Origin of the sequence: Chitinophaga varians (assembly GCF_012641275.1) — a bacterium.
In the GTDB taxonomy this organism is placed as follows: Bacteria; Bacteroidota; Bacteroidia; order Chitinophagales; family Chitinophagaceae; genus Chitinophaga; species Chitinophaga varians_A.
Window position 1 is genome coordinate 1,431,228 of record NZ_JABAIA010000001.1, and the last position, 26,619, is coordinate 1,457,846.

Sequence of the window (26,619 nt, forward strand, 5' to 3'; positions counted from 1 at the left end):
ATTATTGTTGTTAGCTAATCATCAGAAATTCACGGCTACGCCGACAGTATAGGATTTGGTGCTGGAATAGGCGGCTCCCCTGCCGTTACCCACTTCCACGTCCCACATTTTAAAGGGCGAGAAAGTGAGCAGGTTAACACCCTGCAGGAATATATTGGACGATTTAAAGCCGATCCTTTTCATAAGGCGTTGAGGCAGGCTATAGCTTAGCTGCAACGTTTTCAGGCGGAGGTAATCGCTGCGTTTTACCCACCAGGAGCTGGCCGCATAGTTATCGTTCAGCGAGCCGGCCATCAGGCGCGGATAAAATGCATCCTGGCGGGGGTTCTCTTCCGTCCAGCGATCGGTGATATTGCTGAAGAGGTTACCTCTCGCGAGGCCCTGCTGGAAAGGCATGGTGCCTTCGCCGCTGAGGAGCACGTCCACATGCGCAGCGCCCTGGAATAAAGCAGAGAGGCTGACAGATTTGTACCCCAGCGTAAATCCAAATCCGTAGATGATTTCAGGGACATCGCCATAACCGATAGGCACCTGGTCGTAGGAGTCAATTACGCCGTCTCCGTTGATGTCCTTGTACCTGATATCACCGGCGCGTACATCACCCGGCTGACGGGGGGAATTGCGCACCTGTTCATCACTTTCAAAGAGACCGAGAGCAACGTAACCGAAGCGCTGGTCTACCTTATGGCCTTTTCTTTCCAGCCATGGGTATTTCCATGCGGGATCGTCGTTTTCTATGACTTCGTTTTTATTATAGGTGAAATTGCCCAGCAATTGCACGGAGAGATCACCGAAGCGACGGTTGTAGGTCACCGATGCGTCGATGCCTTTGTTATCGATAATGCCTACGTTACCGAAAGGAGCGTTGATCATACCGATGTAGCCTGGCAGGGACTTGCGGCGCAGGAAGATACCGCTGCGGTATTCCTTGAAGAGGTCCACCTGCAAGGCGAGGCTTTCATCCAGCACTTGTATATCAAAACCGAGGTTTGTCTTTTTAGAAGTCTCCCATTGTACGTCCACCGCATATTCTCCGATTTCCTTACCCGTGTACTTCTGGTCCATGTTTTTACCAAAATAGTAATCCCCTGTGCTGGCCACTGTAGCCAGGTAAGCGAACCTTCTGCCATCGATGTTGCTATTACCAACAAGACCATGTGAGAACCGGACTTTAAACAGTTGTACGTAATCTTTAACAGGTTTAAAAAATTGTTCTTCCGATACTACCCATCCCAGGCCGGCAGATGGAAAGAAGCCGTAGCGTTTGTCCGGGTAGAAGTTTTCGGCGCCATTATACCCGAAATTCAGTTCTGCGAAATATTTGTTGCTGAAGCCGTAGGTAAACCTGCCTGCCAGTCCCTGGAAGCGGTATGGCAATGATGTTTCCAGGTTAGTCGCATATGTATTGGCCTTGTCGCTGTTGTTATAAAGCAACATGCCGGACACGTCGTGTCTACCAAAGCTGCGGCTATAGTTCACTGCCAGCTCATTATAGAAAGAGCGTTCTCCCTGGTTGGATTTGTCGTAAGCGAGAAATTCCGTACCGATGGCTGTCTGTTCAAACATCAGTTTACCGTCTGCATCCCGGCCGGTGGCATACCAGGTGTCCGGTGTTTTCGTATAGCGGTTGCTGGTATAGTTATAGGCATCAAACGAAAACATACCGGTAACAGACAATCCTTTCGTGATAAAGGGCAGTTCCTGTGTCAGGCGCAGGTTAGAGTACAGCTGGCTTCTCCATTGGTTGGCATAACCGCTTTGCGTAAGCGATGCCCAGGGGTTTTTCAGTCCGCCGCCACGCAGATCGGCCACTTTGCCATCGGGGTAGCGGGTGGGTATCTGTACAGAAGTCAGGTAGTAAGCATCAGCAAAAATATCGCTCACACCAGTGGCCGGCAGGTTAACATTATTCAGATAACCCTGAATGCCCAGTTTGACAGTGGTAGTTTTTGACGGGGTGAGTGTAATATTGGACGTTACATTATATCGTTTGGAATAGATGGAAGAGTTGTATTTGGAAAGGCCGTCCACATTGTAAAGGCCCAGTTCATCATAATAGCCGAGGCCGATGTAATAGACGGCTTTCTCAGAACCGCCACTGATATTGGCATTCGCATTTCTCACTTTGCCATGGTCGCGGAACAGTTCCTTGAACCAGTCCACATTGGGATAGAGATATGGGTCACTGCCGTCGCGTGTTTTCTGAATCGCTTCATCTGTATAAATCGGCGCGCTGCCGCGTGTCTTCAGGGCTTCGTTGGACAGCTGCATGTAAGTAGGGCCATCAGCAAAAGAGGGCAGTTTGGCAAACTGGGTGAAGCCTTCCGTATAACGGATATTGTAGGACGGTCTTCCTGCTTTACCTGCTTTAGTGGTGATCAGTATAACGCCGTTGGCCCCACGAACACCGTAGACAGCCGTGGCAGAAGCGTCTTTCAGCACAGAAAAACTTTCGATGTCTTCCGGGTCCACATTGGCGATATTCCGGGGTACGCCATCCACGAGGGTGAGCGGAGCGCTGAGGCCTTTCGTGAAAGTGGAGATACCGCGGATATAGATATTGGCGTCGTTGTAACCCAGTTCACTGCTGCGTTGTACCGATACCATGCCGGCAATACGGCCACCGAGGGAGTTAGTGAGGTTAGACACCGGTTGTTTGAGGTCTTTGGGGGAGATGGTGGCCTGCGCGCCTACGAGGCTGATTTTTTTCTGTTCCCCGTAGCCTACCACCACTACTTCTTCCAGCGAAGAAGAAGCGGGCTGCAGGACAACATTAATTTTATTCTTTCCAGCCACCGGTATTTCCTGCCGGCGGTAACTGAGGAGGCTGAACACGAGTATGGCATCGTCGGGCACGGAGAGAATATACCGGCCGTTTACGTCCGTACCGGTGCCGATGCGGCCGTCTTTCACAGACACGGTCACTCCCACCATAGCCTCCCCGGTAGAATCCAGAACAATACCTGTGATTTCCCGTTTTGGGGCGTCCACGCCCGGGTGCACCTGAGAAGGTTTATTTTTTACAGCCACAGAAATAGTTGTACCGGATGTTTTGAACTGGAGGCCTGTTTGTTTGTCTAATTCCTCCAGCAGTTGTGATACGGGGATGTTCTTGTGTTGAAGGGAAACCCTGGCAGCGAAAGCTTCCAGGGTTTTATCAAAAAGAAAGCGGAAGGGAGTCTGTTTTTCCACGATGCGGAATACTTCCACTACCGTAGCTTGTTTGACCGTAATATTGACCGTTTGGTTGTCCGGCCCGGGAGCCTGCGCCCTCAGCGTTGTTGCAGGCATTACCGCCAGCAGCAGGCACAGAAAGTTTAGCATGACCTTTCCTGTAAGGCCACGGATAGTGGATAAAGATAGTTTCATACCTTAAATTTTGTAATCGTCGTATAGGAGTGACAGTTAGATCCGGTTATTATTTTTCACGGATTTTGATGACTTGCCCCTCTTGTTGGTATTGGAGGTTGTATACAAAACAGATGGATTCCAGTGTAGCCGTTAACGAAGTATTGGTTTGTGTGCCGGACAGTACATGTTGGCCGATGCCGGGTGACAGCAGCATGATCTTAACGCTGTACCATCTTTCCAGGATGGCGGTCACCTGTTGCAGCGTAAGGTTGTTCATATCGATGATGCCTTTCTGCCAGTTGCTCATCTGTTGCGGATCGGCGGCGATGCTGACGAAAGTGGCTGCAGCATCATAAGTCACCTGGTCACCTTTTACCATGACAAGTGATTTGCCTTCCGGGGACGACACCTGTATTTTACCCGACACTACGCCCAGCTGTTGTGTTTCGCCGGGGTATGCCCGGATGTTAAAAGCCGTGCCCAGCACGCGGGTGCTGAGTGCGCCGGAGCGGACCACAAAAGGTTTGTTTTCGTTTTGTTTTACATCGAAATAGGCTTCTCCTTCCAGGAACACTTCCCGGATGGTGTCCGGCGACGACGCATACCGGATAGCAGAGCGCGCATTGAGCACAACAGTCGTACTATCAGGCAGGGTTATACGTTTTATTTCGCCGTCTTTCGTGGCGGCCGTCAACAGTGCAGACTGGCGATGCCCTATACGGGGCAGCAGCCGGTGCAATGTCAGCAGCAGGGTGATGGCAGCAGCGTAGGGCAATGACTTACGGAGATAGTGTTTCAGCGGGCGTAGCCTGTTGGTGGGCATGGCCTGCATCACTTTCTCCTTCAGTGCGGACGGCAACGCCTCCTCCTGACTTTGCTGCCATTCCGTATAAGGCAGCAGGTCGTCTAATGCCGGTTGTTCCGTCATTTGCAGGAAACGCCGCAGTTCTTCCGCAGTAGCGGTATGTTCCTGTATTTTCCGGATCAGTTCCTGCATGTCCGAGGCATCGTACTTCGTCATATTTAACTGGCTCTTTCCCTTATATACACGAAAAAAGAAGGGACTACTTAGTGAAGTGAAATAAATTTTATTGGATCAACAGTAACACGATTAATATATAGGCATCTTTTAATTCTGTGCGTATTGTTTTCAGGCTGCTGTGGATATGGGCCTCTACCGTGCGTATGGAGATGCCCAGTTTATCCGCTATTTCGCGGTGTGAGAGGCCTTCTTCGCGGCTCATGCGGAAAACGGCCCGTTGTTTTTCTCCCAGTTTTTCCAATACCTGTTGATACTGATTGAACAGCTCGTTATAATCCATCCGTTGGCGGATATGGTCATCCTGTTGCGGCAGTACCTCTTCAGGCGCGATAGTGGCCAGTTGGCGCGTGGCTTTGTTGCGGATAAAATTCAGAATATGATTGCGTGCGATGGTGAAAAGCAATACCTGCACATCAGCCGTCAGGTCGATTTTCTCCCGGAAACGCCACAGCTTCAGGAAGATGTCCAGCAGCAGTTCTTCCGCATCTTCTTCATTGCCCACTTTCTTTTTACAGTACGCCAGCACCTTCGGCCCGAGCAGATCGAGCAGGGAGCGCAATGCGTCTTCCTCCCCGTGGCGGAGGCGTTGCAACAGTTTTGGCGAAATCAGATTGGTTGTATTGTCCATGACGGAGACAAAATTAACATGCTATTATTAACACAAGGTTACGCCGCGGCTATCGTATCGTGGATCATCATTGTTCATCCGGTGGAATTTGTATCCGTCAATATTAATAAAAATTTATTCAGTATTCTGCAAAAACTCCGTCTTTATAGCACCAGAGCCATTGTTCTCCCGGTTCAGCCGAAGAGATGACCGGATGGTCTGTCTGGTGAAAGTGCTGTGTCATATGCCTGGCGGGGGAGTCATCGCAGCAGAGGGTGGCGCCGCAGGTCTGGCAGGTACGCAGGTGTACCCAGGTACCATCATGTTTGACGCATTCTTCACAGACGTAGTTTTTCGCTGTCTTAATTTCGGTGATGGCTTTCAGATGAGAACAGAGTGTCATGATGAGATCATTTATGCTGGTAGAAAAATATGCCTGGTGACACGATATGGTATTCAAATATACAAATAGTTAATATTGCAGCTAAAACTGAACTGTACATGATCACACCTGCTGAAGCCATCACCCTCCAGGAACAGCTGAGGGCGCAAGTCATCACCACCGATGTGCTTCCTCATCCTATACGGACCATTGCCGGTACTGACGTAGAGTACGACAAGTCCACCAACCTCATCGCCGGCAGCGTGGTGGTCATGGATTACAATACCCTGGCTGTGCTGGCCGTCGCCTCGCACTGTATGGAAGTGACCTTTCCTTATATCCCCGGGCTTTTTTCTTTCCGGGAGATGCCACCGCTGCTGGAGGCCTACCGTCAGCTGCAGGTAGAGCCCGACCTTATTATCTGCGATGGACAGGGACTGGCGCATCAACGCCGCTTCGGCCTGGCCTGTCATTTCGGGGTAACGCTCGACAAACCGGTGATAGGTTGCGGTAAAACACGCCTGTGCGGTGAGTACGAGAACCTGGGTGAAACACGCGGCAGCGTCGCTCCGCTGATAGCCGAAGACGACCAGGCACTGATCGGCAACGCCCTGCGTACCCGGGACGGTATTAATCCGGTATTTGTCTCTACAGGACACAAGGTCAGTCTGGCCACCGCCACAGACATTGTTTTGAAAATAGCCACCCAATACCGGCTGCCGGAGACAACACGGCTGGCAGACCACTATGCGCGGCTGGCATTGCTGGCTTACAAATCGGGCTCAAAAGAGCCACCAGCAGGCATTTAGATATTTATTTCTTAAATTTTGAATAATTATTTGGTTGATTGAAATAAATATTTCTATATTTGCAACCCCAAACGGGGCCAACGGTTTGGCTGAAAAGCAGAACCACAGCGAGGATTGGTAGTTCAGTCGGTTAGAATGCCGCCCTGTCACGGCGGAGGTCGCGGGTTCGAGTCCCGTCCAGTCCGCAAAAAGGGACAAATCATCAAAAGATGGTTTGTCCCTTTTGCATTTTAGCTGTATTACTTGACTGGCGTGGCAATTAGCATAATATGTCATCCACTGCTCTTCTTCATCTCATCCTACTCATAAGAAAGTGTATGCTTTGGTCAAAGACCTTACATAAAAAAGTACCTCATTGGGTCAGCATCATAGCTGATTATTTTTAATAAAAAGCTGTAACCTCTCCAGCTCCTGACTGATAATGGGAGAAGCATCTTCCGTCTGGACTCTCGCCTGTTCTGTGAGATGTTTAACATGGTCCCAGTCATACGTATTTACACGATGTCTTATCTCTCGCATAATCTCGGCAATATGAGACAGCCCAACATAATTATAGGTAGAAATGTGGGCGTGAGCTAACAGATCAATTTTAGAGACATCTTTGTCCGAAACGGCATCTTCCAGTTCTGCTAATTTCAGCTGAATAGAGGCAACATAATTCTCGAACACAACCAAGGCATAACACTCGTTCTGTTCATATGTCAGGTAAAGTGAGGAATCGAGCCTTGTATCGAATTCAAATCTGGGCTGATAGAGGGCGTCACTCATTCTTTGGTTAATTTTGCAGGTTAGTAGTGTTTATTGGGCAGGGGGATATTTTAGGAGTTATCCAGGTTATGATAAAACGAATATGATCATCTCCCGGAATATACTAAGATAAGAAATCTAATCTTGAAGTGCGAAATGAAAAACACAAGCGATAAACGTAAAGGAGAAGCCGTTAACATTAAATTTATCATTGTAACAAAGAATATTGTTATCTTCCATTAAATAACAATAGATTAACAAATCCTACAGCACACATGGCATTATAAATCAATATCTCACAAGAGATTTGAGTACTAGGAAACTTTACATCAGACACTGTGGTGGATACTTTCTCAAAATAATCAGAAGTTATGACCCTTAGTAAATTCCTACAACATGAATGTTAGACTTAACACCAAAAAAAAATTTATTCGTTTTAAGAATAAAACCGCCAGGTTTGTATCTACAATTAGAAATATAGGCACTACAGGTATCGAAGATCAGGATAAAGTGAAGAGAATAAAGCTCACTAACGCTATTGGTGCATCAATAGCCTTCATGATATTATCAATTGCCCCAATCGGCGTTATATTTACCAAGAACGTAGTGATAGCAATTGCAGCCGGGGTCGATATACTGTTTACACTCTCAGTCCTCGTATTAAACCACTATAAAAAACATTTGACCGCGAGTCTGGTAATCTATTTCTCTCAATGTCTGGCTGTGATAGCATTCGGTATTATATTAGGAGGCCTGATACAGTTGCAATGCGTAATAGTATTTTTAATTTCAATTCTCTATCTGTTATTTAAAGAAAAGAGCCTTAGAATAGTTTGTTTAATATCAGCAATTCTCACCCTGGTAATTTTACAAACAATCTACTATTTAAATTCAGTCGTGCTGCAACCACTAGGACTAGATACTGCTTACATTATTCAGTCTTTGGCGTTAGTGGGTTTGTTGGTTCTAATTCTGGTTATTAGCAGACCATATGTGCAAAGCCATGACAACAACCCGGAACTGGAACGGGCTAATCAGTTTATAAAAGTTTTTACCTATAAAATTGCTCATGAGTTGAGAAATGAGCTTAATCAAATCAACTTAGCGTCTTATTTAATAAAAAAAGAAGCCGCTGCAAATAAGCAACTGGAAAACATCAGCAATTTAATAGACATACTCAGAAATTCATCTAATGAAACAAAAAACATTGTGAACAATGTCCTTAGTATGGCTAAAATCGAATCAGGCCAAATAGATGCTGTTGTATTATCACATTTCCAGACCGCTTCATTCTTTGAAAAATTTATCCCCGCTTATAAATTGTTAGCCAGGGGAAAAGGAATTCAGGTAAAATTATTTATTGATGAAAAAATGCCTGCAGTAATCATTGGCGATCCACTCAAAATAGGCGAGATAGTCAATAACCTAATGGGAAACGCAATAAAATATTCCCATAAGTACAGTACTGTATATTTGAAAATTGCTGCGAATGAAAAAACATACCAGATTGAGGTCATCAATAAAGGGAAAATGATTCCCAAAGAAAAAATTGACCAAATATTTGATCCATTCATAACATTTAAAGGCAACAGGCAAACGGAAGGAACTGGATTAGGGCTTTCGCTTGTTAAAAACATTGCGGAAACATTGAATGGAAAAGTGGCGGTGACAAATCCAATGCCGGAACATACAAAATTCTCTGTCATATTACCTCTTTTGGCAGGTACACAGGAGGAAATTAAAGAGGAGGAGGAAGACATGGATATTTTTGATTTTCCACACAACATCTTAATTGCGGATGATGAGGATATGAATTGCCTCCTCTTATCCAAAGTTCTGGAAGATCTTGGCTGTATAGTAAAAACTACTTCAAATGGACAAGAGGCGTTAAATGCAATAGAGAAAAAATTACCCGACTTAATTATTCTGGACAGCGCCATGCCTGTATTGAATGGAGAAGAGACTTTAAACAAATTAAAACAAGATAGCAGAACCAAGGACATTCCAGTGGTAATCGCCACAGGAGATGCTTTCGCAGAAAAACAGGCCAAATTAATTGCAGCCGGAGCTTCAGCAATCATGTCAAAACCAATTGTGATTAAGGACCTCGCAAAGGTATTAACACAACATTTAAAACATCACTGTGACGATCAACTAAAATAGATACCGGTTTAATGGCATTTAATTCCTATACAGCTTGTGCCACTGCACCAGGCAATCCGGTTTCCGCGAAAATTGAAGCCGGGCGTTTATATCGTTTCGTATAAACCTGCCACAGCCAGCTGGCTTGAATGCATTTTTCAATACCTTTTACGTAGGAGGTGAGGGCATCATTTTTTGATCCATCACTCCCGGCTAAATCATGCATCTGTTTTTTAATTTTATCGATTAAATCCAATAATTCAATCATCATTTCCTGAACAATTTTTGCTGACTTAACTATTACATCCGTCAAGGAACACATAGGGTCATTCAAGGCAACTATCATCAAGAGGTTCGCATCTGTTGAATTATCAATAACCTCCTTTTCGAACGAGAAAAGATCATTTGACAGACATCCAAAAGCAGCAGTTAAAAAATTAATCCTCTGCAGATAGTTGTCAATCCCTAAATCTGAGCACCAGTCCGCATCCAGGAAGTTACCGGATGCATACTCAATGAGCATTACAATATGGTGCATACCCGAAGTATGGCAACGCAATTCAATATACTCATCAATGGATGGCACATACCCTTGTGCATCGGAGTTCCCATCCCTATGAGTAACATCAATATGATAACAATAAAGGTGGAGGAACTTTTCAAACCATGGCAAAGGGGAGGTACCTTTCATGAATTTAAGAATTTCAATGTTGGCCTTTTCAACCGATGTTACATTATCCGGTAGTAGAAGATCCAAATCAACATTTGACATTCTTTTCATCAATTCCCTCGCTTCGGTTTGCTTGTCCGAATTTAGATGGCGGAAAAGATCGCGGCCAACAATGTCATTGAGATAATAGTCTATAGCATTGTTTTCAACCATAGAAACCAATCTGTCGAACTGGGCGTCGGGATATAGGAAAAGTTCACAGGTTATATAGTGCTTCGCCTGCTCAATCCAGATGCCGTGTTCCTCACAGAATTGTTGTGCTATCTTAATGATAGTTTCACTTTGGGGATGAGGGTTTAAGGCTTGACAGTAGTCTTTTAGCGTAAAACTGTCGAAATTAAGAAGGTCAGCGATAGAAAACATTGTACCATTGGCAATAAGCTCACGGTACTGCGCCTGAATCTGCCCCAATTTTAGGGCAGTCAGAGATACATTTCTTTTCATAGATGTTATTTTTTTAATGTGTATAAAAATAGAATGCCATGCTATGAGTTGGTAGTCGGACGGACAGTCAGGTCCAAGCTAGGAGCTATATTTTTTGCATTCGATTGTTTGTGGCATTATCGAGGTGTTATGATGGCAAATTGAGGTTTCAATCAGTAATTTCAATTACTCATCATTAATATCGCTATGAATATTATTTGATACAAGATAGCTAAAATGGACAAATTTTGTCTGTGGGAAAAATCGAATTTCTGTTAATCCTCTTTCAGTAAGCAGACTTAATGTAAGTTATTTGACTGCGAAATAAATGGCAGTGTCCAGCATGATCTAATTTTCCTCTTCTCGTAATTAGAGATTCCCTTTGGATACGAACGTAACAGCATTCAGCATAATCTTTTCCTAACAACATCTACTCAAGATCCTAAAAAAGGTAAAACTGCAGCCTGGTATCGATCCAACGTACATAATTTTAAAAACAAGAAATCAACAACACCAAATCTATAGCTTAGCCATCATCATTGCGAACCCCTTTTATAATAATTAACCTATCCCCATGCATAATTTCTACGTTGCACTCAAAAAAATACTTACCTTCTGTAGTATCGTATTGCTTAACATCCTGGCAATATCATCCAGCGCTCTCGGACAGAAAACATATGCCAATAGTCAAACAAATCAGGTAAATGGCCTTTGCTTGCTCTGTGGAGTAGATAATCCCAATAACCCCGTCAATAACAGCAACCTTGAAGACTACTCCACTTTTATTATCAATGTGGGGCTCTTGGGGGTAAGTGTGGAGCAAACACTCATTTTCCCAACTGCGAGCGCCGCAGGTTGCGATTCTCTTATTATTGGCATCGGCAGTGGAAATCCGGTATTGTCTGCCAATTTATTCGGAGGAGTGACGGTGGAAACTTACAATGGCAGTACTTCCAACAATGATTCTCATGTTGTGGATTCGAGCGTATTACAGCTCCTGCAGTGCAACAGCCGCGGAGAAGTACTACTGCGGCCACAGCACCAATTTGACAGGGTTAAGATCAGATTAAGCAGCAGCCTTGTTGGACTGTTAAACAATTTCCGGCTTTACTATGCATATCGGAAAAACAGTGTAGACAACCCGATTTATTATCCGCCTGAAGGAATGGTGTGTGGCGCGCCATTTATACCAATACTGAATCATCAGCCAAATATGAACTATAATGTAAGAGTTATCTATACTGCATTTTCCAATCTGATATTAGATACCTCCTACACAGTGATAAACAGAGATTCTGTGCAACTGCCCTATTATACAAACTTCGCCGGTTCACAGGGAGATATTTATATACAGGCCGTCAATAATATAACCGGATGCAAATCTGATTCTGTTCATCATGCATATTTTGCAGGAAGTACATCTTCTTTACCCAGGGTCGATATTGACAGCGTGCATATCTGCAAAGGTGACAGCGCTACCCTCCACGCCGTCCAGGTGGTTCCTAATGCGCTATACTCCATTATCTGGTATAGTGCTCCTACCGGAGGAACGCGGCTACATACAGGCCCTGATTATACGGTAAGTCCAGCCACTAGCACCACTTATTATGTTACGGCCAAAGGCTCCTGTGAATATCCCCAACGTATCCCGGTAAAGGTGGCAGTCACTCCCCGGACGCCACCTACGCTTGCCCGTGATACATTACGCATGAGAGTAAATACCAATGATACACTGGTGGCCATCGCTCCGCAGGGAGCTACATTCACCTGGTACGCTACGGCTACAGGTGGTTCCCCGCTCTTTACCGGCAGTGCTTTTCCCGTCCATCCGGTTACGTTGGACACTTTGCACTATTACGTGGAATCACTTCTCGATGGTTGTATAAGCAGCAGTCGTACCCAAGCTGTAGTCATTGTCAGCAATCAGTTTTCCATGACCAGCAAAACAGAACTACCTTCTGAACTAAAACTGCATCCAAATCCAACCACAGGAGAAATAGTATTTCAATACAACAAGGATCTGGCCGGCAGCACGATTATCCTAAACAACATGAATGGCGCACCGGTTTATCAGCATATAATAAAAACAAATATCGTGAAAGTGCCGGATCATATACCGGCAGGCATCTATCTCATAAAAATCAACACTATGACAGGGAAGATTCTGACAGGGAAAATTATAATACAAAAGTAGTCCGGGTTATAACTTTTTTTACGAAAAAAGGGATAAACCATCTTCTGATGGTTTATCCCTTTTGCATTTCCACGACACTTTCAATGACAACTTTTTTATTTACTCTCTTTCATTAACCTGTCAAATTCTGTCCACTTTTTCCTGATGCTATTTCTCTTCATCCATCCGTTAGGCTGGTATTCAATTGCGCCATGTGAGATATGAATTGTTCCAATCAATTTCCCGTCCACCTTAACCTTAAAAGTTGCATCAGCTCTACCAATTTCTGTTTCCGGGAGTTCCAAATATACACGATGATCTGCCATATATAATTTTTTAGTGTTAAAAAAATCAAACAATTAGCTTATTCTCAGAAAATTTTCATCTTCAGTAAGCGTATACATCCTTCCTCACCCAGCATCCAGAACAGCAACAAATAAAAATTCAATAGCAATCACTCAAACTTTTTCCCCAGCGCATCCAACCGCCGCATCTGCAAATTCATATGATGCAATACCACTTTCTCATAGTCATTCCCCCTGTCGCCCATCTTACTAAACAAGACCAGCAGTTCTATAAACAGGAAAAAGAGAATCCACAGAAACCAAAATCCCAATGCAACATATGATGCGGACAACAGCTGCTTCATGATCGTTAACTCATCCAAAAAACCAGTGCTCGCTTTCATTTCTTTTTCAAGGGCAGGCCTGATATGTAGCAGTTCATTCTCTTTTTGGGCTTTCTGTTGCCGCATGGCGCCAATGGTAGAGTCAAGAGGCGACAGCAATGCTATTTTGGGATTAGGCAACGGCGTAGACGCAACAGTAATATCATTTACCGTCTTCCAGGTAGTGGTGTCCCTGCCGGTAGCGGTGACTGTCTGCACCGGCACCCGCCTCGTTGCTGTTTGCGTGGTGGTGGCAGTTGTCGTTGGGTGCTTAGTAATATCTTCGATGTAGTTATTTCTTTCCTGTTCTTTTTTGCTGATCGTGGTGTCTAAGGTGGCAATCTGCTTTCTTAGCTCTTCTGTTTTTGAGGGTAATATCCTGTCTACTTTTCCCGATATATAAGAGATCTTCTCGATCTCAATGTCTTTCTCGAACAATATCTGATCGATGATCACAGCACCCAGAATGGACATCATAAAAGCCAGGCAACCTCTGAAAATCAGCAGTAGCTTGCCCGGATTGATGGATAACACGATTTGTTTTTCAACCTGTATAATGATGATGGTCGCCAGCATGCCCGCCAGCAGGCAACCCGGCAAAGAAAGCGACAGGTAACGATGTGCAAAAGTAAATCCAATAAAAAACCACAGAATACAAACAATCAGCATGGCTGCCGTATACTTCTTTACGGATTTAAAAGCAGCTTCGCTACAGTTTCGCAGGATGTTATAGTTGTATCCTGTCATGAAGCAGCCAAAACGGACCCATAGATGTTTCATAACGCCTGATTTTAAAATTTATTCAGCATGATATGACTTGAAATGGCAGCCAGTCCATTCCTGAAGCCACGTGTATAACTAATAATGATGCTATGCCCGACGCCCTCGTTCAGCTTTGCCTGTGCTTCGATTTCTTTGACCTGGATGATATGGCTTTCTGCAATTTCCTTCTTGACGATCAACTCCTCTACAGTATCCACCATACCGCTTCTGCTCCTGCTGGATATATGAAAATTGATCTGCCGGATAAAGTCTTCGTAAAATGTTTTCACCTTTCGTATAGCCCTTTCCAGGTCATTCTTCAATGCTGTCACGTTTTGGTCCAGGTGGGTGGCGTCAGGATTTATCAACGCATCATTATATCCCTTGGACTCATAATTTTTGTCGAGAAATTCGTATAAAACATGTATTCCGCCAATGAGCGGCGTTACAGTGTTCTCATCAGGATGTTCTTGTCCGGATGCATCTTTCTCGATGAAAGTACTTTCCGGAATGTCCGGAATCGCGTTTCCGGCGGCCATGGCATGCGTATGCCCATTTTGGCGTTTACGGTTGAAAATATCAAATAAGCTCATACCATTTTTATTAAATAGTGATTGTCGGCACCTTATATTTATTATGCCCTTTATGATGACAGGATTCACAAAGCGTGATAAGTAGATGACCGGGATAGTCCCATGGAAGGCGGAACTGTTGCTTGTTTTTTATAAAGTGGTATTGCCGGTGGTGTACCTGTAAGTCTTTATCGCTACTGCAATGCACGCAGCGGTGGTTATCACGGTGCAGAATTTCCTTCCTTTTTGCCTTCCAGTCAGGGTGGAACAAAAGGGCACCGTAACTGCCATGGGATTTAATATTTAGCAGCCTTTCCTCCTGAGATCTTACCGGAGGAAAATTTGCGGGTACATCCCTTTGAATATATCTCCTGTAAGACTGGTCTCCTTTAAACTGCAAATATTTATACGGTGGATCATTTGGAGTTGTCATAACAATATAAAATGGATTTTAAGGAAATGATTCGAATGCAGTCCACTCATCGCTCCCATTTGCAAAGCGTTCTGTCTGTCATTGCCTCCTCAAGGGAAATACGAATGATCTGATGTTTACAATTGCTGAGCCCACGGCAGGTTGATTTATAATGATATCTTGTTGCGCTTCTGCTGTCGCAGACATATACCATTATTTGATTGCAGTGGACTTGGCTGATGAGCAACCAGGCATATAGGAGTTTCATGGCTTGATTATTCACGAGGAAAGGGGTTACAAAAATGGATACTGTCATCTACCTTGTATGGCAGATCGGACAACATGTTAGACAACCGTTGGACTGTTTATGATGTTTCTTCGCTTCCCGAACGGCTTCCTGACAGGTGTCAAACGCCCCCAGATAAGTCCGATTATGCATCATCGGAAAGTACCTGCAGGTGCTAACATGTACTTCATGATCGCCGTTGTGCTGGGGATTGTTGTTTACGTAATACTGCTGCTTCATGGTATTATTTTTATGTTTATGAAACAAAAGTATATTCCGCCAACCTTCTTTTTTTACGGGAAACCGTAATGTGATGCTTTCTTCTAAATTTCAGCCGGCTTATATAGCGCCTATATCCTTGCAATACGCCACCAGTTGCTCGTTTTTGGTAAAGCCCAATACAGATTTCATCTGACTAAGTTTTTTTTCTATGCTGCTTAATCCTGATGGTGTGATTCCTTTACGCTGAAGATATACAGGGATGTCCTTCTGCAGCATTCCCTGCGCCAGCAGTTTTATGATCGTGATATCAACATCGGAAAATGAGTAAGTATTCTTTTTATCGACCAACTGTCTGACATGACGCGGAAAATAGCGCCTGCGGCGGGCAATTTCGTGGATGGCTTCTTTTAGCTCACGGGCGTCATGGCGGGCTTTGCGTACAAAACCGTCGATTTCAAGGTTACTGTAAAGCTGATCAATAGCCGTAGGCCTGTTTTCTGCCGAAAAAACCAGGATATTCAGGTCGGGCTGTACTTTCCGGGCAGCGGCAATGAGGTCTATGCCACCCGCCAATGCCTGCTTATGACCATCCGGTTCAAAATACAGATCAGTAATAAGCAGATCGAAAGAGCTGCCGGCATTCACCGCCTGCATGATCTTATTCAAAGCATCATCACAATAATAGGCGTATGCTATGTTGGTAATGGCCAGTTCTTCCAGCGTTTTCTGTACGGAAATATTGGCGCTCTCGTGATCTTCAGCAATAAGTACCTTTGTAATCATGTGAACTAAGCTATTGGGAAAGAAATATGAATTTTTAATCCTCTTTCGGGATGTTCAAATGTATATTTCCCGCCAATTTTTTTAATACGGTTTTCCGTATTCCTCCATCCGTTCCCGTATGTAACTTGCGGAGAAATACCAATGCCATCATCGGTATAATGGATTTGGAACTGGTCGTTTTGACACTCGAACTTTATTAGTACGGAACTGGCCTGGCTATGTTTTTTCATATTGACCATCAATTCCTGCAGAACATGTTCCACTTCGTGTTGTGTTTGCGCATTGACGCGGTCCCAGAGCGCAGCACTGTTGCCAAAAATCAGCACCTTGATGCGTTCCGAGGCGAAGGACTCCAGCAAGTCCTCAATTTTATCATGAAAAGGCACCGTTGATGTGGTGGAGGGTTCGTAGGAGATGTCGCGGGACCGCTCATACAGCTCTTCAATCTTATCAATCAGCACCTCCTTGTCTAACGCCGGTTTGTATTCAAGGTCTGTCATGATGCGGTACAAACCATTTGCCACCACGTCATGCACTTTCTGGGAGGTTTTAAGCTGATGCTCCTGTATCGCCTGCCGGGAGGCAAACTCTATCTGTTGCCGGCGCCGGCGATACCGAATGACCAAAACAAACCCGGCGATAGTGAAGAACAGGATGGTTAGTGCCAACTGGGTTTTCCTTTGTGCATTATCCTTTTGCAGCTGGAGATTATCGGCTTTATTTTTCGCCGCTTCGTACCGGATTAAGGCAAATTGGTTCTTGGCTGCGTTCTTTGCCGTTTGGATACTGTCGGTCAGGTATTGGTAGCGGACAAAATAGGGTTTCAACAAATTAGCAGGACTAAGTGTAATAAGTTTTGACAGGGCTTCCACTTCGTCATCCGGGCTGTTCATTTCCCTGGCGACATCGTATCTTTTGCCGGCATAATAAAGTGCCGAATCAGGTGCGGACAACGAGTAATAGTCCGACAAATGTGCGTAGCTGGCATTAAGTCCCCTGATGTCGTTTGAATCCCTGCGAATTTGCAATGCACGTTGCAGCTCTGGTCCTGCGGGATAAGTGGAATCTTTCAGCCATTTGGTTTTGGCGTAATTGGAAAGTACCCGGGCATATTCCCTTTTCCTGTCTTTACTCTTTGCCAGCAGGGATTTGTATATGTCGATAGCCTGGTCATAGTCGCCCTTCTTCTGGTAAGTAAGCGCTATACCGTTTAAAGCAATGGTTTCATCACCTGTCTCATCTATATATTTAAGCGCTTTGCGATAATAGTCGATAGCTGCTTCGTAGTTTTTAAGATCAAGACAGATATTGCCCAGTTCATGATAATTTGAACACAGGCATTCCTGGTCTTTTTTCTTGTGTTCATTGAGATAGGCAAGGGATTTCAACAGACTTTCCTGGCCGCCATACTGGTCTCCCTCATATGCCTGGATGATTCCCATATAAGTGTAGGCCATGGCGATTTCCAGGCTGTCGGTGGCGGTCGTTGCTACGAGATTAAAATAATAGAAGGCGGAGTCGTTATTTTTATTGAAATATGATTCTCCTTTTTCCAGCGTGGGTGCTGAAATGCGTTGCGGATGCCGCCGGTTGGATGTGCAGGCTAAAAGTCCAAACAGGAATATGGGCAGGATGACAGACGAGGGACGCACAAAGGGTTATTTCTCTTAAAAATATCAAATTTCTCCATTTTGAAGAATTATTATCAGGCATATAAAAAAAGTGAGGCAAGAAAATTCTTGCCTCACGGGTGATCAGGGAGTGTTGGGTTTCCTTGGAGGAATGGTCCCGGTTTCGCCACCGGTATCGTCCAAAGTAGTGACCTGTTCGCCATTGTTAGGATGACTGTTATTGGAATGGGCAGGATTCAGGAATGCCAGGAATAGGCTTATTATGATATTAAACATTGTTTTAGTTTTTTGAATTGTTTGGGCAATAGGCTGCCGGTTGCCGGAGCCGCCGGCAGCGTGGTTTCGGGTCAGTGAAGAAGCGCTTCTTGCTTTTTGGGAAGGAGTGGGTGAGGATTACGGAAGCTGATGATCGCTTCCCAGGCCGGTAACCGGCTTCCGCTTTCTTTTCCCGGTGCGGATCGGGCCTGTACAGAAAACCTCTTAGCTAAGGAGGTGTTACCCGATTGCAAAACAAAGATATACCGAGGTAAGTGGTTGATTTACAAACAATTCCAATAATTCCAGTAATTCCTGGCATTCCATTTATAATTCCGGGAATGTGGGTTTAATTCCGATTATTCAGTTTTATAATTTCATTTATGGCGACACTTTTTGTTGACTACCAGCAACTGGTCCGGCAGGCATACGAACGAAAAAGGGCAAACAATGCCCTCCCCCTCGGCCTGATACACCTCACGCCCGGGAACCTCAAAGAAGAATGTGTAAAGAAATGCACTCAACAAGTAAATAAGCGGGATGAAAAGATCATCCGGGATTTCTGCGGAGACCTGAATGAGTCGAAAAGCTGCCATACACTCCTGCAACGATGTGACCCAGACAAGTTCAGGCCACTGGTAAATTTTCTGAAAGGGAGATCTGAAAAGACCGTTGAGAAGAATATTGAACTGTTGGCCTGGCTGATTGAGTTTTCCGGCAGGCCCTGGGAAATGGGGAAAACGATTTCCGGGGATGACGACACGGATGACGGCCCGGCATTACAGGATGTCAGCCCGGCAACAGGGAATACCGTAATGGCAACCGGCATTCCTCTCAGACTGGTAGCAACTGAAGAGCATTCACCAACGGAAAATCCGGCAAATCCGGAAATTCCGGAAATTCCGGAAAATCCGATAGTTCCCGCCGGCGATCATGGCGTAAAGGAGCGTAAAAATGTGGATGTGGGAACAAAAGCTAAGGAGAAGTCCGCGAAAAAACTGGCCGCCGCAATAATGTTATCGCTGGTAGTGGGGACCGGCGGCATGTGGTGGTGGAAGGAGAGCAATTCGACGCCCGGGTCGGGGGCATGCATGTACTGGCTCGAAGATCATTATGAGCCTGTCGCCTGTAATAAGAAATTACCGAATACGACGATCATACCGGTGGATTCAATGAAGTTGAAGTACTTCCGGAAGATAACCACCCCGGACACTATCACCTATCAGGCGGTAGGAAAAGTATGGTATTCTAAAATAAAAGGGAAAATGGAATACTATACAATGTCCGGCGGGCATCCAGTGGTGCCCGGTTATCAGCTAAGGCCAATTACCCCCTATATAATTAATGTACACATCCTTTCGGCCGTGAGCTCCCAACAGTAATACAAGGAGGGCCCTACCGTCCCCCCTCTTTTTTTGCCGGGATCGCCCCCTAAAATTGTCGTTTCCACACAGTATCGAATACGGAAAGGAATGACATCTTTGTACTGTCGATAAAAAATCAAACTAAATCTAATGCGTTATGCAAACGCTCCATGTTTTTAAATCAATACTCCTAATTACGATCATTATGTTTACCGCATCTCAATCCGACGGGCAACATGTCAAAGCCATTGAAAGTGGCTACGCTCCTGTCAACGGCATCAAAGTGTATTATGAAGTATATGGCGAAGGCAAACCTGTTATTTTGCTCCATGGCGCTTATATGACTATTGATCTGAACTGGGGCCGGTTAATCCCGGAACTGTCAAAATCCCGGAAAGTAATTGCAGTTGAGCTGCAGGGACATGGGCATACGGAATTTTCAGACAGGGCATTATCGCTGGCCACCCTGGCAAGTGATGTGGCAGGCGTAATGGACCACCTGAAAATTGACAGTGCAGACATAGCAGGGTACAGCTTTGGCGGCAAAGTGGCCTATCAGTTTGCCATACAAAACCCTAAACGGCTGAGAAAATTAGTCATCATTTCCGCTTCCTATAAAACCAGCGGCTGGCTGCCGGAAGTGACGAACGGGTTTAAGAATATGAAACCTGAGTTTTTCGCGAACACGCCTATGAAAACCGCCTACGACGCAGTAGCTCCCGATAAAACAAAATGGATACCTTTTTTGGAGCAAATGATTGCCTCCGCCAGAACACCATTCGACCTGGGAGACGATAATATCTCGAAGATCACCGCGCCGGTATTAATCATTGCAGGCGACAATGACGGACTGGATAAAATAGAGCTGGTAAAAACATTCCAATTACTGGGAGGCGCTGTAACTACAGATCTGGGAGCAACACCGAAATCGCAACTGGCCATTATGCCCGGACAGGGGCATGTGAGCCTGATGAACGAGACGGCCATCATTTCAGCCTACCTGAACAATTTTTTGCAATAGCATACATAAAAGAAAACGCTATCGGGTAGCCGAAAACTTCTTCGGCTTCATCCCGATATGCGCTTCAAACACTCTTGTAAAATGGCTCAGGTTAGAAAAACCCAATCGATACCCCGCTTCTGAAACAGAAAGCCCTTCTTCTCTCAACAGTCGCACGGCTTCTTTCATTCTGTATTGCTGGTAATGTTCAAAAATACTGTCGCCGAAAATTTGTTTGAACAGCGTCCTTAATTTAGTGGCGCTCATATTGGCTTCAATTGCCAGATCTTTCATTACAGGCGGCTCATCAATATTTTCAAGGATACGTTTCCTGATGTTATAAATGGCTTGCACATCTTTTCCTTTCAGGGGATGCAGCTGCGTCTCCTGCCTTTCTTCCAGCTTCATGAGCAGCATGCATATCAGCTCTTCTGCTTTAATTTTCCTGAAAACCCATTTAAATTGCTCATCTATCGCTTCGGAAACGATTTCATCGAGAATTTTCTGAATGCCCGGTGATATCAGCTGCTCAAATAACAGTGGCTGCGTATTCTGGGATAAACTCTGTAAAACCGGCGATTTTTGGGAGAGCGTAAATAGCGCTTCTAAATAGGGTGAAGTGACTTCAATATTAACGGAAGAAGTATCTTCCTGGATAGAAATCACTTCATCGGTATTAAACCGGCTGGTAGCTATCAGTACTGACGGACTTTGTTTTGACGACAGGCCTGAATGGATATGTTGAAACTTAAAGAGTATCGTTTTGCCAGGGGTATTAATTTCGGGATTTTCGATGGTCACTTCCTCCTTCAGCTTATAGTCAAGAATAAGCATCCGGATATTCTCATTGAACACACAACCGGCAAAATATCCATTCCCATAAGAGACAGGAATGTCTATCCTTCCATTCTTCACCTTTGCGCCCCATAGTTTGGCCAACCGGAAAAAAACCGGTGGCGTCACGTTATTGCCAGATATCTCTTTTGTCATTTACGACTATTTTATAGCTAAATGTAGCTATTTTATCCCTAATTAATGATTCAACTTTGCCCTATCGAATCATTAAATACAGTAGACATGAATACAAACATTCAGATGAAAGCTATGCAGTATCAGGCGTATGGTACACCAGCAGCCGTTCTACAAACCGTTCACATTCCCAAACCCGAACCTTCAACGGGACAGGTATGCATAAAAGTCCGCGCCGCCAGTGTTAATCCATCCGACTGGAAACGTATGGAAGGGCAATACAGAGATTTTGAAGAAGTGGTTTTTCCATCCGGCGTTGGCGTGGAAGCGGCCGGCATCGTGGAAGCAATTGGAGCAGGGGTAGTTGATGTCCGTATAGGCGACACCGTTTTTGGCTATGGCAACAATACAATGGCCGAATATGCCCTTTTATCACACTGGGTAAAAAAGCCCGAAGGCGTTCCTTTTGAAGTGGCAGGCGCTATTCCGGTTGTCTCAGAAACGGCATGGCGTTGCCTGGACGATTTAAATGCCGCTCCGGGCAGCACCATCCTGGTGAGTGGCGCCGCAGGAGGAATTGGTTCTGCTGTAGTGCAACTGGCGCGCAGACGGGGACTACAGGTAATTGGCACCGCCAGTAGCGGCAACCAGGACTATCTACGTGCATTGGGCGCTATCCCTACCACTTACGGTGACGGACTAAAGGACCGCGTAAAAGTACTTGCGCCCAACGGCATTGCCGGAGCGCTGGACATCGCCGGGTCAGGCATTATCCCTGAACTGATCGACATCGTGGGTAATCCATCCAATGTGGTATCAGTGACCGACTTCTCTGCCGTAGCACACGGAGCGCGCTTTTCAGCCGGCCCGCCAAGACATGTCCACCGGGTGCTCTCTGAAATTGCGGACCTATATGTAAAAGGACAATACCACCTGCATATACAGGCAGTCTTCCCGCTGGAAGAAACCGTCAAAGCCCTAACCATCAGTTCACAGAAACGGATGAGGGGAAAACTGGTCATCGTTATCAACTAATACCGCTACTCATGAAACACAATAAAATACCGCTATACATCCTGCTGGCGATTGTTTTGTTAAACTCAATAGGATTTTCCATTGTGCTGCCGCTACTACCGTTTCTGGTTGGCAAATACCTACCCGGGCAACAGGTAGTAGTGGGCATGAGCACATTGTTGTCCATATATGCTGCCAGCACCTTTTTTGCCGCTCCCGTACTGGGCGCGTTAAGCGACCGGTACGGCCGGAAAATTATTCTGATCATCAGCCTGCTGGGATCGGCCGTAGGCTTTGTGCTGTTCGGCATTGGCGGGTCCCTGTGGGTCCTATTTCTTGGCCGACTGATTGACGGGCTCACTGCCGGTAATATCAGCACCATATTCTCCTACATCTCAGACACAACAGACCCGAAAGAACGTACGAAATGGTTTGGCTATGTTGGCTCCGTCATGGGAATCGGCAAGATCGGAGGACCGGCATTGGGTGGGCTGTTGGGCAGCATATCGATCGCACTGCCGTTTTATATTACCGCGTTTTTGATATTCGTTTCCGCATTGCTGGTCCATTTCCTACTGCCGGAATCACTCCCGTCCTATAAAAGAACGCAGCATGTTTCACTTAACAGTTTTAATGTGTTTTCCCATTTCAACAACATTTTTAGCATGAAGGGCGTTGCAATACTGTTAGGTATAGGCATATTGTTCTATATGGGCCTGGGCGTTTTCCAGTTCAATTTCACACTTTTCCTCAAAGACGTATACCTGTGGACACCTACACTGATCGGCAGTTTACTGACGTTGGTCGGCGTTTGCGAAATTTTAGTCCGTGCGGTGCTGCTGCCTCGTTTGCTGATACGCTTCCCTCCGAAACAGATCGGCATATGGGGTCTGCTTTTGTTAGGTGCAGGTCTGGCATTGATACTATCCGGCGTGTATGTACACGCCGTGATATTGATTTCACTGGCGGTTGTCTTTATTATCTCCGGAGAAGGACTATTTGAGCCTACCTATACCGGAAGACTTTCCGAAACTGTTGATGAAACACAACAGGGGAAACTGCAGGGCGTAAACCAAAGCCTGCAATCGCTCACCAACATACTGGTCCCCCTTGGCGGAGGTGTCATCTACTACTACAGTGCAGGCTGGTTGTATGCAACAGCTACCGCTTTTATTCTCTCGGCTATTTTCATTTATACCGGCAGACAGGCAGGCTCGCGACTTTATCGCTGGTAAACGAGGCAGGGTCTTATCATTGATAACAAGCCCTCATCCTGCTTTGCAAAGCGCCTATTTTCAGCACAAAACCTGCAAAATCATCCATAGCAGACAGTTTAGAAGTGGCGATGATCTCGAAAAAACCTGTATCTGAGGTAAACGTATATTGCGAATAAAGACATACAGGGAGTTTACGGTTGTTATTAAAACGCCTGTCCGGCCCCCCGGATTTATTGACATATTGCCAGGTGTAATCAATCACCCTCGCATCCCGCGGCAGCGGTTCTGATTCAATGAAATTGGTGTCATGCCCTGTAATACGCAAGTTCTTATAAAATACTGCGGCGAAAGTATTTCCACGCTTAATCAACATCCGTTCTGGTAAAAAATACAGCTCCATATTATAGAGAGAGATACATGGAATAGACACATTCGTAATAAAATAAGGGGCCGGCACTTTATTTTCAGACAGCCGCCGTACGCTTATCCGCCTGATGAGCTTACCAGCTCCGGCATTTCGTTTATAATCATTGGTGGCCTGAGCATTCAGATATTGCCAGATTTTTGAAGACTGTAAAAAAGTAATAAAGTGTTCCCTGAATTGGTGATACACCTGCTGGTATTTATCATCCATATCATAATGCAGTTCCATGGTAAACCTCTTTTTATCTACCTTTTTTAACCAGCGAGCAAGCAACACAAAACCGACCACCCACAGCACAATTTCATATCCCAGATAGTTATTTACCAGGTACCGCTCCTCCTCTTTTACTTCTTTATACGACAGATGGTTAATTTCAGCCAGGTCCCGGTTAACATATCCGGCAGAGTCGGACACTCCTACTTTGAGCCATTGTGGATTAGCGGTATCCAGCAATGTATATTTTTGATCATAGGCGGCCATCTGGATAATCCTGGATTTTACATTGGGGGCCTGCCGGATATTAGCGCCATTAAATGCCTGTATCCTTACAAAAACGGTATCTGCCGCCGGCTGAACAATTCTTTCCCGTGTACCCCAGGATGTAAACAACAGTGCAACCAGTATCAGCAACATTGGCAACTTTATGCCTTTGGCATAGGAAACCTGCGCACATTTGCGGTTCAGTTCCGCAATGAATGCCTGAGAATCTGTGTCGGTCAGTTCTTCTACCGGCGCGGAAGCGATGTTATTATCTGCGTTGCCCGGTGATCTGTCAGCAACCGGCGCAGGTAAAGGAGCAGGCCCCGATATCTTTTGCCTGTAACTGATGCCATAGGCACTCAGGCTCACGTATGTCCCCCGGGGCCCTGTGTTAATGCGGGCGCCTTTTACGCCCATTGAATAACTAATACCGCTTTTAGAAAAATTCATTCTAAACGGCCCGGCGCTGAGAGATTTACGGAATGACCATCCCATAACAAATAATTTTTACGCTGATAAAAGGTTTGGTGAAAAGAAACATGCATGATCCTCAAAATGGCGGAAGGAAAGGATACTATCGTGAATGACATGGCAGCGAGCAGACCTTACAGCCGTCTGATGCCAAAAAGATTTTCCGGGCCGCTCTGACAGCGTCCTGGCAGTTATAGAATTCTCCGATTAATATTCTGTATGACGGCTCAGGAAGTACGCGACAGGTTTCATGATGAACTTCATGATTACCATGACCCTGCTGCATTACAGATACATAGTATTTAGACTTCATAAAAGTCCATTGCGATTCCATTAACTTCATAAAACACCATTTAATATCATCGATTTCAAATCAAAATTAAATGATGAAAAACATCCTTTTTTACGGGAAACCGTGCTTAAATGCCGAAGATGACAGCGTCGCAAATAAAAAAGTGGCTAACCGACAGCGTATGCTGTCGGTTAGCCACTTAAGAAGATTCGGTTATTATTTGGTCACAGGATTTTCCCAGTAGGAAGAAGCGTCCACCGGATCGAGATAGGTGCCGTCGAAACCGGCATCGAGTATCTTTTGCGTATAGGAGTCAGCGTTACCATAGATATACGCCTTCCATTCAGGCATCCAGTAGCGAACGTAATAGTTGCCCTCCCATTCCGGGTCCAGTTCTGCCATCCAGGCCGGATGTTTGTCGTTCCATTCTGGTTTCCAGTACCAGCGGTAGTCTTCTGCCTGTCCCATGCTCATATAAGCCAGTACCAGGCGCTTGCCGCCATTCTTTTTCACTTTGAGCGAATTGATCTGCGCGGGGGTCCAGGTGATCTTTTTATCAGGCTGGAAAGCGTCAATTACCAACACATCATAGTTGGTCGCTTTCAGTTTGTTGAGATACTGGTCATCGGGAGAGATCAGGTAAAGGAAATTTTTGGCGTCTGCCAGCGAGTTGATGTTGTTGGCATTTTCATGATTGGGCGCACCGGCCGGAATGGTTTGCAGCTGACGGCTGCCGGTGGCAAAGGAAATAAACCCGTTCGCTTCATTTTTCTGATAAGAAGCGGCTATCAGGGGTGCCTGGTCGCAATAGTCGGTGACAAGCACCGTCAGGTGATTGGCTGTAGCACGTTTGCCAAATCTTACCCATTCTTTGGTAACAGCAGCAGGCGTAGCGGCATTGTCGTGATTCTCATAGCCGTAATACAGTTCTTCCCTGCCAATACCATTGAGGGCGTTAAGGTATTCAGGCACGATCGGGTCAGAAGTATCGCCGGTGGTGGTCAACAGTTCCGTGCTGTTTTGCGCCACTACGATAAAGTCGGGTTTACGTGTCCGTGCCCAGCTGCTGATGTCCTGGATAAAGGTGCGTAATTCCTGTCCGTAATTGATCTGTTCCGTACTGGCTTTTGGAGATGTTTTACTGACAGTTTTGTTGTCGTTGTCTGATTGTTCTTTTTTGCTGCAGGACGAAAGGCTTAAAACTCCCATCATGGCAAAGGTGAGGATACTACAAAATAAACGCATGGTGTAAGGGTTTTTAGGTTTTCCGGATATATAACGGGAAAACATAAAAAACCCTCTGTTGTATCATCATATTATTTTCAACACGACAACAATGTTCATTATCACCTGCATATAGGCGTCCGGGTTATACTTTCAAAATCACTGGAC

Annotated in this window: 22 protein-coding genes and 1 tRNA gene; 8 read left to right on the plus strand and 15 right to left on the minus strand. The window is 45.3% G+C overall.

Annotated features, from left to right (window positions below; all coding sequences use genetic code 11):
- Window positions 1–21 precede the first annotated feature (21 nt).
- From HGH92_RS05810 to HGH92_RS05825, 4 genes are all read right to left on the minus strand, one after another.
- A complete protein-coding gene (locus HGH92_RS05810) occupies window positions 22–3,369 on the minus strand; it encodes a SusC/RagA family TonB-linked outer membrane protein (protein ID WP_168869798.1) in 3,348 nt (1,115 codons plus the stop codon).
- A 49-nt stretch (window positions 3,370–3,418) separates the two neighbouring features.
- Window positions 3,419–4,372 carry a FecR family protein gene (locus HGH92_RS05815; protein WP_168869799.1) on the minus strand — a complete coding sequence of 318 codons (954 nt, stop codon included), beginning with the start codon at window positions 4,370–4,372 and terminating at the stop codon, window positions 3,419–3,421.
- Between the two features lie 67 nt (window positions 4,373–4,439).
- Entirely contained in the window at window positions 4,440–5,021 is a 582-nt protein-coding gene (locus HGH92_RS05820; RefSeq protein ID WP_168869800.1) for an RNA polymerase sigma-70 factor, read from the minus strand.
- A 118-nt stretch (window positions 5,022–5,139) separates the two neighbouring features.
- Window positions 5,140–5,403 (minus strand): UBP-type zinc finger domain-containing protein, encoded by a 264-nt coding sequence (locus tag HGH92_RS05825; protein WP_168869801.1) that lies wholly within the window; start codon window positions 5,401–5,403, stop codon window positions 5,140–5,142.
- A gap of 98 nt (window positions 5,404–5,501) precedes the next feature.
- On the opposite strand from HGH92_RS05825, the gene nfi reads away from it, so the two are divergent.
- Together nfi and HGH92_RS05835 are read left to right on the plus strand one after the other, a co-directional pair.
- On the plus strand, window positions 5,502–6,191 hold the full coding sequence (nfi, locus tag HGH92_RS05830) for a deoxyribonuclease V (protein WP_168869802.1): 690 nt from the start codon (window positions 5,502–5,504) through the stop codon (window positions 6,189–6,191).
- A 111-nt stretch (window positions 6,192–6,302) separates the two neighbouring features.
- A tRNA-Asp gene (locus tag HGH92_RS05835) sits at window positions 6,303–6,376 on the plus strand.
- A 181-nt stretch (window positions 6,377–6,557) separates the two neighbouring features.
- Here HGH92_RS05835 and HGH92_RS05840 read toward each other — a convergent pair.
- Complete coding sequence (locus tag HGH92_RS05840; RefSeq protein WP_168869803.1) at window positions 6,558–6,959, minus strand: hypothetical protein; 402 nt, start codon at window positions 6,957–6,959, stop codon at window positions 6,558–6,560.
- A gap of 375 nt (window positions 6,960–7,334) precedes the next feature.
- Here HGH92_RS05840 and HGH92_RS05845 point away from each other — a divergent pair, with 375 nt between their 5' ends.
- Window positions 7,335–9,101, plus strand: coding sequence for a hybrid sensor histidine kinase/response regulator (locus HGH92_RS05845; protein ID WP_168869804.1), 1,767 nt, complete (start codon window positions 7,335–7,337; stop codon window positions 9,099–9,101).
- 25 nt (window positions 9,102–9,126) lie between these two features.
- On the opposite strand, the gene HGH92_RS05850 is transcribed toward HGH92_RS05845, so the two are convergent.
- Window positions 9,127–10,254, minus strand: a complete 1,128-nt coding sequence (locus tag HGH92_RS05850) for a terpene synthase family protein (RefSeq protein ID WP_168869805.1) — start codon at window positions 10,252–10,254, stop codon at window positions 9,127–9,129.
- 553 nt (window positions 10,255–10,807) lie between these two features.
- Between HGH92_RS05850 and HGH92_RS05855 the strand changes: the two genes are divergently transcribed.
- Window positions 10,808–12,427, plus strand: coding sequence for a T9SS type A sorting domain-containing protein (locus HGH92_RS05855; protein WP_168869806.1), 1,620 nt, complete (start codon window positions 10,808–10,810; stop codon window positions 12,425–12,427).
- 95 nt (window positions 12,428–12,522) lie between these two features.
- On the opposite strand, the gene HGH92_RS05860 is transcribed toward HGH92_RS05855, so the two are convergent.
- The 6 genes from HGH92_RS05860 to HGH92_RS05885 all read right to left on the minus strand — a co-directional run bounded on the left by HGH92_RS05860 (window position 12,523) and on the right by HGH92_RS05885 (window position 18,017).
- On the minus strand, window positions 12,523–12,732 hold the full coding sequence (locus HGH92_RS05860; protein ID WP_168869807.1) for a hypothetical protein: 210 nt from the start codon (window positions 12,730–12,732) through the stop codon (window positions 12,523–12,525).
- A 128-nt stretch (window positions 12,733–12,860) separates the two neighbouring features.
- Window positions 12,861–13,853 carry a DUF4407 domain-containing protein gene (locus tag HGH92_RS05865; protein ID WP_168869808.1) on the minus strand — a complete coding sequence of 331 codons (993 nt, stop codon included), beginning with the start codon at window positions 13,851–13,853 and terminating at the stop codon, window positions 12,861–12,863.
- 11 nt (window positions 13,854–13,864) lie between these two features.
- Window positions 13,865–14,428: a hypothetical protein gene (locus HGH92_RS05870; RefSeq protein WP_168869809.1), complete on the minus strand. Its 564-nt coding sequence runs from the start codon at window positions 14,426–14,428 to the stop codon at window positions 13,865–13,867.
- A 1,016-nt stretch (window positions 14,429–15,444) separates the two neighbouring features.
- A complete protein-coding gene (locus HGH92_RS05875) occupies window positions 15,445–16,110 on the minus strand; it encodes a response regulator (RefSeq protein ID WP_168869810.1) in 666 nt (221 codons plus the stop codon).
- Window positions 16,111–16,115: 5 nt separating this feature from the next.
- The gene (locus HGH92_RS05880; RefSeq protein ID WP_168869811.1) at window positions 16,116–17,762 is read right to left on the minus strand and encodes a tetratricopeptide repeat protein; all 1,647 of its coding nucleotides are present in this window, start codon (window positions 17,760–17,762) and stop codon (window positions 16,116–16,118) included.
- Window positions 17,763–17,864: 102 nt separating this feature from the next.
- The gene (locus HGH92_RS05885; RefSeq protein WP_168869812.1) at window positions 17,865–18,017 is read right to left on the minus strand and encodes a hypothetical protein; all 153 of its coding nucleotides are present in this window, start codon (window positions 18,015–18,017) and stop codon (window positions 17,865–17,867) included.
- A 362-nt stretch (window positions 18,018–18,379) separates the two neighbouring features.
- Here HGH92_RS05885 and HGH92_RS05890 point away from each other — a divergent pair, with 362 nt between their 5' ends.
- Together HGH92_RS05890 and HGH92_RS05895 are read left to right on the plus strand one after the other, a co-directional pair.
- Window positions 18,380–19,378, plus strand: a complete 999-nt coding sequence (locus HGH92_RS05890) for a hypothetical protein (RefSeq protein ID WP_168869813.1) — start codon at window positions 18,380–18,382, stop codon at window positions 19,376–19,378.
- 187 nt (window positions 19,379–19,565) lie between these two features.
- Window positions 19,566–20,381: an alpha/beta fold hydrolase gene (locus tag HGH92_RS05895; RefSeq protein WP_247654831.1), complete on the plus strand. Its 816-nt coding sequence runs from the start codon at window positions 19,566–19,568 to the stop codon at window positions 20,379–20,381.
- Window positions 20,382–20,399: 18 nt separating this feature from the next.
- On the opposite strand, the gene HGH92_RS05900 is transcribed toward HGH92_RS05895, so the two are convergent.
- Window positions 20,400–21,350, minus strand: coding sequence for a helix-turn-helix domain-containing protein (locus HGH92_RS05900; protein ID WP_168869815.1), 951 nt, complete (start codon window positions 21,348–21,350; stop codon window positions 20,400–20,402).
- A gap of 87 nt (window positions 21,351–21,437) precedes the next feature.
- Here HGH92_RS05900 and HGH92_RS05905 point away from each other — a divergent pair, with 87 nt between their 5' ends.
- Both HGH92_RS05905 and HGH92_RS05910 read left to right on the plus strand, forming a co-directional pair.
- Window positions 21,438–22,364: an NADP-dependent oxidoreductase gene (locus HGH92_RS05905; protein WP_211092539.1), complete on the plus strand. Its 927-nt coding sequence runs from the start codon at window positions 21,438–21,440 to the stop codon at window positions 22,362–22,364.
- Between the two features lie 11 nt (window positions 22,365–22,375).
- Complete coding sequence (locus HGH92_RS05910; protein ID WP_168869816.1) at window positions 22,376–23,578, plus strand: MFS transporter; 1,203 nt, start codon at window positions 22,376–22,378, stop codon at window positions 23,576–23,578.
- A 16-nt stretch (window positions 23,579–23,594) separates the two neighbouring features.
- On the opposite strand, the gene HGH92_RS05915 is transcribed toward HGH92_RS05910, so the two are convergent.
- Both HGH92_RS05915 and HGH92_RS05920 read right to left on the minus strand, forming a co-directional pair.
- On the minus strand, window positions 23,595–24,959 hold the full coding sequence (locus HGH92_RS05915) for a DUF4236 domain-containing protein (RefSeq protein WP_168869817.1): 1,365 nt from the start codon (window positions 24,957–24,959) through the stop codon (window positions 23,595–23,597).
- 484 nt (window positions 24,960–25,443) lie between these two features.
- The gene (locus tag HGH92_RS05920) at window positions 25,444–26,472 is read right to left on the minus strand and encodes an endo alpha-1,4 polygalactosaminidase (RefSeq protein ID WP_168869818.1); all 1,029 of its coding nucleotides are present in this window, start codon (window positions 26,470–26,472) and stop codon (window positions 25,444–25,446) included.
- Between the last annotated feature and the right edge of the window lie 147 nt (window positions 26,473–26,619).